8 protein-coding genes are annotated in these 9,994 nt (G+C 45.1%); 3 read left to right on the forward strand and 5 right to left on the reverse strand.

All coding sequences use genetic code 11. The annotated features are described in order from the left end of the window. Positions 1–22: 22 nt before the first annotated feature. The 3 genes from VJL_RS23950 to VJL_RS23960 form a co-directional block, all read right to left on the reverse strand. On the reverse strand, positions 23–535 hold the full coding sequence (locus VJL_RS23950) for a hypothetical protein (RefSeq protein ID WP_038881817.1): 513 nt from the start codon (positions 533–535) through the stop codon (positions 23–25). 179 nt (positions 536–714) lie between these two features. Continuing rightward, entirely contained in the window at positions 715–1,350 is a 636-nt protein-coding gene (locus VJL_RS23955; protein ID WP_038881818.1) for a helix-turn-helix transcriptional regulator, read from the reverse strand. Positions 1,351–1,582: 232 nt separating this feature from the next. Next, positions 1,583–2,185, reverse strand: a complete 603-nt coding sequence (locus tag VJL_RS23960; RefSeq protein ID WP_038881819.1) for a beta-phosphoglucomutase family hydrolase — start codon at positions 2,183–2,185, stop codon at positions 1,583–1,585. Between the two features lie 76 nt (positions 2,186–2,261). Between VJL_RS23960 and arfB the strand changes: the two genes are divergently transcribed. Together arfB and VJL_RS23970 are read left to right on the forward strand one after the other, a co-directional pair. After that, positions 2,262–2,675 (forward strand): alternative ribosome rescue aminoacyl-tRNA hydrolase ArfB, encoded by a 414-nt coding sequence (arfB, locus tag VJL_RS23965; RefSeq protein WP_038867424.1) that lies wholly within the window; start codon positions 2,262–2,264, stop codon positions 2,673–2,675. A gap of 70 nt (positions 2,676–2,745) precedes the next feature. Next, entirely contained in the window at positions 2,746–4,515 is a 1,770-nt protein-coding gene (locus tag VJL_RS23970) for a methyl-accepting chemotaxis protein (protein WP_038881820.1), read from the forward strand. A gap of 253 nt (positions 4,516–4,768) precedes the next feature. On the opposite strand, the gene vmeZ is transcribed toward VJL_RS23970, so the two are convergent. Together vmeZ and vmeY are read right to left on the reverse strand one after the other, a co-directional pair. Further along, positions 4,769–7,921, reverse strand: a complete 3,153-nt coding sequence (gene vmeZ / locus VJL_RS23975) for a multidrug efflux RND transporter permease subunit VmeZ (RefSeq protein WP_038881822.1) — start codon at positions 7,919–7,921, stop codon at positions 4,769–4,771. Positions 7,922–7,929: 8 nt separating this feature from the next. After that, positions 7,930–9,057 (reverse strand): multidrug efflux RND transporter periplasmic adaptor subunit VmeY, encoded by a 1,128-nt coding sequence (gene vmeY / locus VJL_RS23980; protein ID WP_038867417.1) that lies wholly within the window; start codon positions 9,055–9,057, stop codon positions 7,930–7,932. A gap of 347 nt (positions 9,058–9,404) precedes the next feature. Between vmeY and VJL_RS23985 the strand changes: the two genes are divergently transcribed. Then, positions 9,405–9,863 carry a dCMP deaminase family protein gene (locus VJL_RS23985; protein ID WP_038867415.1) on the forward strand — a complete coding sequence of 153 codons (459 nt, stop codon included), beginning with the start codon at positions 9,405–9,407 and terminating at the stop codon, positions 9,861–9,863. Positions 9,864–9,994: the final 131 nt, after the last annotated feature.

Genomic DNA, 9,994 nt, shown 5'->3' on the forward strand with positions numbered 1-9,994 from the left:
GCCTCCCTCAGCACATTCCTTTCTACATGTGGAATAGAGTCACATACATCGCGCCGCTGTATTCACCCCAACGCGCACCAGCTTGAGGTTTAGAGGTAATTGAAAGCTTGTGCTCATCAGTCATCGTTTTATCTAGGTTGTTACTAATTTCAACAACTTGATGGATACGAGCAACGGTAGTGTCAATCCCTTTGTCTTTTAGCTTAGTTTCACCATTGAAGCTGTACTCCATTGGAATTTCATCTTCATTACTGTTGGTAAAACCGAACGGGTCAACTTGGACAATGCCTTTAGTACCGTATGAGTTGCACCATGTTTTAAAGCCAAATTCTTTGGTGTCAGATGATTTGGTCAAGTCGAAATTAATGACGTCCAAATTGCCGTAAGTCATCATTTCACAACGCTTAGGCACTTCACCTTTGAACTTGACATAAAAGTCTGCACGACCTTCGTCAGACCCAACGACCCAAGGGTTCGCAATGGCACCAGCCGATAAAAGTAACGCCATTGCTGCAAAACCTGCTAAACGTTTCATGATTGTTCTCCTTTACATTTATTCCTGCGGTTTAGACCAAAAGTTGAATTAAGTAGACGAGATAAATGTACGCCTTATTAACTTTTTTCCTATCGGTCATCTGACCAGCAATAATGAAATAAAGAATGAGGAAAGTATCATAAAAAAATAAAATTGATTTAGAACAATAAAAACAACAATTACTCCATCATTAAAGCACCAAGCTGATTACGACTCTGCTTCCCTGTTTTACATAAAATATGTGATACATGAGTTTTAACTGTGCTTAAACTTACGTTCATTTGAACCGCAATTTCCTTATTAGAATAACCTTGAACTAAATATAAGAATACTTTTTGCTCTTTCCCCGACAACTCATATTTCGTACCAAGAACTTCCATGGACAGGCCAGTATTTGATTGCCCTCTTACGATGTTTCTCAAGGAATAAGACATTGCCTCTCGACTAAACCAAAGCTGACCAGAGGTAACCATCCTTGTGGCTTTATGGAGAAGTTCTAACGTCATATCTGACTCAAGCAAGCCACACCACCCCAAAGAAATCAGCCCCTTAACACCTTCTAAGTCTTGTTGATTTGCATTCACAAGTATCCAAGCCCCTCCACGTGTAATTGGAGAAATTAAATGAAGAGATGGATTTCCTAGCGTAGAACGATCATAAATAACCAGATCATTTTCACTCAATCCCCAAAGTTTATTGACAGAAGTTTCAATAAAAAATGTATAAGCTTTAAAACTGTGTGAAAGACCCGCAATAACCAACTCAGACCACTCAGGATTTTCTGAAACAACAAAAACCTTTTGTGAGATCTTCATAATGCATCCTTTTAAGGATTGTAATAATTAAAAATAACAATTATAGAGAGTCTGAGTATATTACTTTATTATCAGATTGATATTTTGACTATCTTCACAATACAGTTTTTATTTATCTGGGTTGAATTTCGAAAACAGAAAATAAAAATTAAAACAAAAACGCCGCGATTATCGCGGCGTTTTTTCTATCAGATAAAGCTATACCCAAGTAATCTCAAAGTGATTAGCTGTATTAAGCTTTCGGGTAAAATACCAGTTTATCCCCTTCCACCATGACACAATCCATGTCCGCGGCATGAGCGGCTTTTTTGCCAAGCTCGGTATCTTCAAATACCACACACTCTTTCGCGTTTAAGCCAAGCTGTTTTGCTGCCATCAGAAAAGTGTCTGGGAAGGGTTTGTGATTTTCTACGTCAGTAGCCGTCACGACTGCGTTTAGCTTCTTCAAGATACCCGCTTTCGTCAGTAATCGCAGTGCACTGTCACGTTGACTGCCAGTCCCAACCGCGATCTTCTTTTCGCCAAAGTATTGGTCAAGAACCGTATTGGTGCAGGAAATGATTTCGCCATGCAGTTCCATCTCTGCAAAGGTTTCCATCTTGAAACGAGAGACAGTTTCAGGATCGAGAGACAAACCATGCTCACGGTTCACTTCACCTACAATTTTGAAGCTTGGCATTCCACCTAAGCTGTGTAACCAGTCTTGATGAAATGGGAAGTCAAATCGATCGGCTGTTGCTTGCCAAGCGGCCAAGTGCGCTGGCATGGTATCAATCAATGTGCCATCCATATCGAAAATCAGACCTTTGTAGGGGCTTAAATCTATCGTGTTCATGTCAATTCTTCTATTTATACATCTCTAGTGGTAATTTATCAGCCATTGCAACAAACCATATTGGCATTTAGTAAACATGCTCAAAATTTCGAACTCCGTCACAATTCAAGACTGGGAAATCCAATTATCCCCCATCCGCGCTCAAGGAAATGGTGGGCAAAACGTTAATAAGGTATCGTCCGCGATACATTTGCGCTTTGATGTACGTCATTCCACATTGCCGGATTTCTATAAAGAGCGGTTACTTGCGTTGTCAGATAGCCGGATCACCAAAGAGGGAGTGATCATCATCAAAGCACAACAATTTCGGACGCAAGAGCAGAACAAAGAAGACGCATTAAACCGATTACAAGCGTTAATCCAATCTGCTAGCCGGACGGATAAGAAGCGTATTAAAACCAAACCAACACGCGCTTCGCAACGTCGCAGACTTGATAGTAAAAACAAGCAAGCGACAAAAAAACAGCAACGCCAAAGAGTGCTGTACTAAAAACGTCAGAGCTAACCATTGGGAACCTTTTTGGGCTCCTTACTTTAGTCAACTATTCAGGACAAGCTTTATGACTATCAGGCACAAGCTCTACTCCCTAGGAGTGATCGCCATTTTGGGTATCGTCACCCTGTTGGCCACCTCGTCACACTTTGCTAACCAAAGCCAAGAGCTCAACCACGCGATTAAACTCGTCGGAGATTTGGAAATCCGATTACTCAACCTTCGCCGTAACGAAAAGGACTTTTTATTACGCGGCAACAACAAATACCTTGGTAAGTTTGACGGAAACGTTGATAAGTTCCTTAGTACCGAACAAGAATTGGCAGGCATTCTTAGCCGTTATGACCTCCCTTCTAGCCACCAATTCAAACAAGACCTATTATCTTATCAAGCTGGCTTTCAAAAACTTGTAGCGGCCTATGAACGTTTCGGATTGGATGACCAAAGCGGGTTGCTTGCACCGTATCAGCAAGCGCTGTCTGAAGCCAAGATAACCGCTAATCACGAACAAGTGATCGCTTTGACTCAATTCGATGAACTCGTAAAAGCAGGCGAAGTTAATGAGAGCCTATTACAAGGCTTATATGTACCAGCATTGATTGAGAGTGCGCGTCAGCTTTCCGCTCAGAAACGAACCATAGGCGTTGCTTACAATAAAGGTTTATTGGGCGAGACTCGTGCCCTCTCTCATACTGTGGAAGAACAATTTAAGACGTTCTCTTCAGCACTGACCAATGCGGCTCAAGAACGCGATACTCAGAATGCTATCGTGAAGCAAAGCATCACTGTGCTGGTTTTGGTGGTGATATTTGCCCTTATTATGCAGATATCTCGGTCTATTAACTTACGAGTCAGCAGCTTATTAGCCACGATAAAAAACATCAGTGAAAGCAACAATATGGGTTTACGTTCTGAGCTAAAAGGCAAAGATGAGCTGGTAGACATTAGTCACCACTTAAATGATCTATTAGATAAACTAGAACACTTAATCCATGGCACCCAAGAAAAGTCCGCACAGTTATCTGCTAGCACAGACAATATGCACCGCGAACTTGAAGGTGTGATGGAGCAATTCCACGCACAAGCTGACCACACCTCTTCTATGGCAACCGCTGTACAGCAAATGGTGGCGACAATTGGAGAGATTTCAGAAAGCACATCCGTCGCTGTAGAGGGCGTCCATCAAGCCGCAAGCAACGCAGAACAAGGTCGTACTGTCGTCGAGACTACAGTAACGAATGTCGGCCAGTTAACGGGCATTCTGTCTAATAGCCAACAATCGATTGGTTCTTTGAACGAACACGTTGCGAAAATTGGTGGTGCAGTCAACATCATCCAAGACATTGCAGAACAAACTAATCTACTTGCTCTCAACGCAGCAATTGAAGCGGCGCGTGCTGGCGAACAAGGACGCGGTTTTGCGGTCGTTGCAGATGAGGTTCGTGCATTGGCAAGCCGCACACATCAATCGACAGAGGAGATTACTCGCGTGGTGTCAGACATTCAATCGCAAATGTCGATGGTGGTTTCAGATATTGATCAATGTAATGACCAAGGGCAACAAACCCTATCGGCATCAGGACAATTGGATTCAAGCTTACAACAAATCATTGCCGACATGAACGCGATTCAAGGCAACTCGGAGCGCATCGCATCAGCTATTGAAGAGCAAGGCATTGTGATGAACCAAGTCAGTGATTCGATAACCGAACTGAATGTAATTTCCGAAAATAACATGCAGTCAGCCCAAGAATGTTTGCACGAGGTGAACTCGGTTTCTGCACAAGCTCATGATATGGACGATGCCGTCGCTAAATTTAAGACACGCGACGTATAGACAGCAACAATCACTAAGCATTCTGTGAATACGCCAGTTTCGCTCTACCTTCATCCTAGTGAGAGTATAGGGATGTTTAAAGTGCTCAATAACTTCGACCTAGCGTCACAAGATTTGAGCCCATATGAAAACGTCGAAGGTTGGAGCAAGCGCCAAGAGCTTGGCAACTGATGCCTTTTCACTATCAACATCAACAAAAAGCCCGAGGCACTCACATGCATCGGGCTTTTTATTTTCAGAGTGAACTCAGCGTTTATTCATCATCAAGAGGAACAAGCTTGGTACTTCCGCCATGAATTTTCTCACGCTTTCTCTGTACCAATGCGTAGAAGCCTGGTATCAAGAAAGTACCTGCTAGCAGCACGCAGAGTAGCCCCCCTATCAACGAGATACCCAACGAATTCTGACTCACGTGACCTGCACCCGCCGCAAAGATCAGCGGGAAGATACCCAAGATGAACGACCAAGAAGTCATGTTCACCGCACGGAAACGCAGTTTACCACCTTGAACAGCCGCACTATCGATATCCACACCTTTCTCTTCACGCTCCTGCTTGGCGAATTCCACAATAAGGATTGCATTCTTCGCCGCGAGCGCTATGAGTAGGACGAGACCTATCTGCGCGTACAAGTTGAGAGGTGTGCCTGTTAGGTTCAATGCGAGGAAGGACCCCAACGTCGCTACTGGCACCACTAGGATAATTGCAAGTGGAATCGTCCAACTTTCGTATTGCGCAACCATGAACAAATAAATGAAGATCAACGCCAACGCAAACGCATAAATCGCTTGGTTACCCGCTAGCACCTCTTGGTAGGCCATGCCCGTCCATTCGTAAGTGTAACCTTGTGGCAGAACTTCTGCCGCAACGCGTTCCATTGCTGCAATGGCATCACCACTTGAGTAACCCGGAGCTGGCTGACCTTGGATAATGGCACTGCGGTACATGTTGTATCGCCATGCTACATCCGGTTCAAACACTTGCTCATAACTCACTAGCGTACTCAACGGCACCATATCACCACCAGAAGAACGAACGTGGAAACGCTCTAAATCTTCCATGCTGCTACGGTGTTCACTGTCTGCCTGCATGGTTACGCGGAAGTTCTTACCGAACATGGTAAAGTCATTCACGTAAAGTGAACCAAGGTTACCTTGTAGAGTTTGGAAAATAGACGACAGTGGGATGCCTAACTGTTGCGCTTTTTCACGGTCAATGTCGACGTAGTAATGCGGAACGTTGGCACGGAACGTACTGAAAGTGTAAGCAATTTCAGGCGCTTGGTTAGCAGCCTGAATCATCTCGCCCATAACCATTGATAGGTCTGTACGGCTGCGGCCTAGCGTATCTTCAAGTACGAATTCAAAACCAGATGCCGCACCCATACCCGGAACCGCAGGTGGTCCCATGGCAAAGACGATAGCTTGAGGAAGCTCCATTGCAGCTCGACCGTTAATACGGTTCGCAATCGCATTGGCAGAGTGCTCTCCATCTAAACCATTTCGCGAATCCCAATCATGCAGTTTGATAAACAGAGACGCACCGTTTGATGCTGCGGCACCTGTCATGAATGAGTAACCATTCGCAACGGTAACACCATCCACGCCCGGTTCCTGTTCCACCATCTTCATCAGATCATTTGTCACTTCCTCAGTACGAGAAAGCGAAGCGGAATCTGGAAGTTGCACGTTAACCAGCAAGATGCCCTTATCTTCTTGGGGTACAAACGCCGTTGACGTCGTTTTCGCAAAGAAGGTTACTGCAGCAACCGCAACAAAGAAGAAGGTGATCAGTAGGATCGACTTCTTCACTAGGAAGCCCGCAATTTGACCATAGCGCGCAGTCACTCGCTCAAGACCACGGTTAAACGCTTGGAACCAGTTTGCCGTGTTGCCACCACCCTGTTTCAATACCAACGAACATAACGCTGGAGACAGTGTTAATGCGTTAATCGAGGAAATAACAACTGAAATACAGATGGTCAGTGCAAACTGACGATACATGATGCCAGTGATACCCGGAAGCATGGCAACTGGAAGGAATACTGCTAATAGAACCAAAGTCGACGTAACAATTGGACCCGTCACCTCTTTCATTGCGATCAAGGTTGCTTTACGCGGTGAAATACTCGGGTCTTTCGCCATCGTGGTATCCACGTTTTCGATAACCAGAATCGCATCATCTACAACGATACCGATAGCGAGAATCAAACCAAACAGCGTTACTGTGTTTATGGTGAAGCCTGTGGCCTGCATGATGGCAAAGGTACCAATAAGTGACACCGGAATGGCCACCACTGGAATTAAGGTTGCACGCGCACTCCCCAAGAACAGATAAGTCACTGCGATTACCAGCAAGATTGCTTCAATCAGCGTTTTGACAACGCCCTTAATCGATTCGGCAACAAATACGGTTGTATCGTAACTGGTTTCGTAAGCCATACCTTCAGGGAAGTTCGTACTTAGGCGATCCAGCAAGTCCATGACCGCCTTACCACTTTCTAGTGCATTCGCATCCGATTGCAAAGACAGCGCCACGATAGAAGCGTCTTGACCACGGAACTTACCGTTACCGTCGTAGAACTTTTTACCAAGTTCAACACGAGCAACGTCTTTCAGGTACACCGTTGAACCGTCTGAATTAGCACGAAGAACCACGTCTTCGAACTCACTCACGCTTTCCAAACGACCTTTGGTCACTAGGTTAAACTGAACTTCTTGCGGATTATTGTAAGGCGCAGCGCCAACACGTCCCGCAGCAACTTGAACGTTTTGTTCAGCTAACGCAGCGTATACGTCGCTCGTGGTTAGGTTGAGGTTGGCCATCTTCTCTGGGTCCAACCAAACACGCATTGCGTATTCACCGCCACCGATAACGTTAACTTCACTGATGCCTTTAACACGCGCTAACTGGTCTTTCACGTTCAGGTTGATGTAGTTGATAAGGAACTTGTCATCATACTTACCATCTGGCGAGTAGAAGTTCAGAACCATCAACAGGTCCGGAGAACGCTTTTTCACCGTGACACCGACCATACGCACTTCTTGAGGCAACTTGGACTCAATCTGTGACACTCGGTTTTGCACGTTAACCTGAGCCATGTCTGGGTCTGTGCCTACATCAAAGGTGACATTTAGGCTGTACGAACCATCATTCGCGCTTTTCGAAGACATGTAAATCATGTTTTCTACGCCATTGACGGAGGTCTCTATGGGGTCGGCTATCGCCTGTTCAACCACTTCGGCACTCGCGCCAGTGTAAAACGCCGTCACGCTCACCGATGGCGGGCTGATTTTAGGATATTCAGCAACGGGTAGGATCGCTAAAGAGATGGCACCTGCCAACGTCAAAATGATCGAAATTACCAGTGCAAACTTTGGTCTTTGTATAAAGAAACGACTTAACATTCCGCCTCCTACTGCTTGTCTTCAGCAGGTGCTTGAATGCGCACTTCTACGCCGTTACGCACACGTTGCAGACCTTGTGTAATGACCGTATCGTCCTGTTCTAGACCTTCATTAATGATGATGCCCTGCTCGACTTGTGGACCAAGCTTCACATTGCGACGTTCAGCAACATTACCTTCTGCCGTCACCATAACGAAGTCACCTTCGAGGTCAGTTTGAACCGCACGACGTGGCACAACAATCACGTCTTTCGCGTTTTTATCACGCAAGTTCACTTTAATATGCTGACCAGGAAGTAATTTCTGTTCTGGGTTTGGCACCAAAGCACGCATAGCAATCGTACCCGTCTGAGTATTGATACGGTTACCCAAGAAATCCAACTGACCGAGATGCTCGAAGTACTCGCCGTTTTCAAGTTCAAGTTGAACCTCTACCCCACTCGACTCAGCACTCCCATCACCTTTGATACGATCCATTCCAAGCGTTAAACGCTCACGTTCGCTCACGCTGAATGAAGTATGTACTGGGTCTAAGCTAACCAGTGTCGTTAGGATGCCAGAAGATGGAGAAAGTAGATCGCCCGTACTTACTTTACTGTCACTGATGCGACCGCTAAATGGCGCTCGGATTTGCGTATAAGAAAGGTTAACTTCCGCCAGTTTAAGCTGTGCATTTGCGGCTTCCAATTCAGCACGAGCACCAAGTAACGTTGCCGTTAATGCATCAAACTCGGATTGCGAAATACTGCCACGAGGAAGCAAGTTTTTACCGCGTTGGTGATCAAGCTCCGCTTTTTTCAATGCTGCTTTCGCTTGAGCTAGTGCCGCTTTAGCGCTCGCCACTTGAGCTTCGAAAGAAGAAGGCTCTATGGAGTACAACAGCGCCCCTTTTTCGACCATTTGACCTTCGTCAAAATGGCGAGCTTCGAGGTAGCCGGAGACTTGTGCCGTAATATTCGTATCTTCTACTGCTTCAATGCGGCCGATGTAAGATTTACTCGGCTGGTAGTCGATAATTGTGACATCCTGAGTCACAACAAGAGGAGCTTGGCTCCCCTTCTGGGCATTGTTTGCTTCTCCGCATCCCGCGAGGATAGCTGTTGCCGCCATTAATGCGACGAGTGGTTTCTTTTGCATGTATATACCGTCTTTATAGAACAGGATTCAATTGACAATACCCTAACCTTACAGGGAGCTTTGTCCGAAAACTTCAAGAGAAATAAGGGAATGTGTTTCAAAGTGTAAGCTGATGAAACGACTCGCAAACATAGTAATAATGGCGCTAAAAATGTTGCGATCATGTTCGTGGTTTAACATGAAAATCATCTTGGTAACTCACTTCATCATTGCCATTTTTTTACGCAATCATTGTTATATGAGTTAATAAAGTGAAAACTTCGTTGAGAGGAAGCATGATTTGACTATTTTTTTAAACAGAATGGGTTATCATGCAATTAATTCAAAGCTTTCGACCGAGGATGAGTATGATTTCTAAATGGGAGAAACGTTTTTACCAAATGGCTGAGTTAGTGGCGTCTTGGAGTAAAGACCCATCTACACAGGTCGGTGCGGTAATCACTAAACAGAACCGCATTGTTTCGGTAGGCTTCAACGGCTACCCACATGGCGTGTCTGACAGCGTTGATACAGATGAACGTGAGCTAAAATACCTCAAAACACTACACGCAGAAGAGAATGCGATTCTGTTCTCTAAACGCGATTTAGACGGTTGTGATATTTGGGTAACCCACTTCCCTTGTCCAAACTGCGCAGCAAAGATCATCCAAACCGGGATCGCTCGAGTAAGCTGTCCAGAACAATCAGAAGACTTTTTGTCTCGATGGGGTGACAAGATTCAAGTGAGCCAAGATATGTTTGACCAAGCAGGCGTTGAAGTAAACTGGTTACCAATAAGCGACATTGAAGAAAAAGATGTTCGCTAATTCTGATTAAGACGCCAAAAAATAAGAAAGCCCAGACACTGTCTGGGCTAATTATATGGTCCGCCTCACTCTCAAGCCCTACGCTTAGAGTAGGCTCTCAGAACGAGGTGAACCATATGTCTACCATTCAC

Source organism: Vibrio jasicida CAIM 1864 = LMG 25398, assembly GCF_000400365.1.
GTDB lineage: Bacteria > Pseudomonadota > Gammaproteobacteria > Enterobacterales > Vibrionaceae > Vibrio > Vibrio jasicida.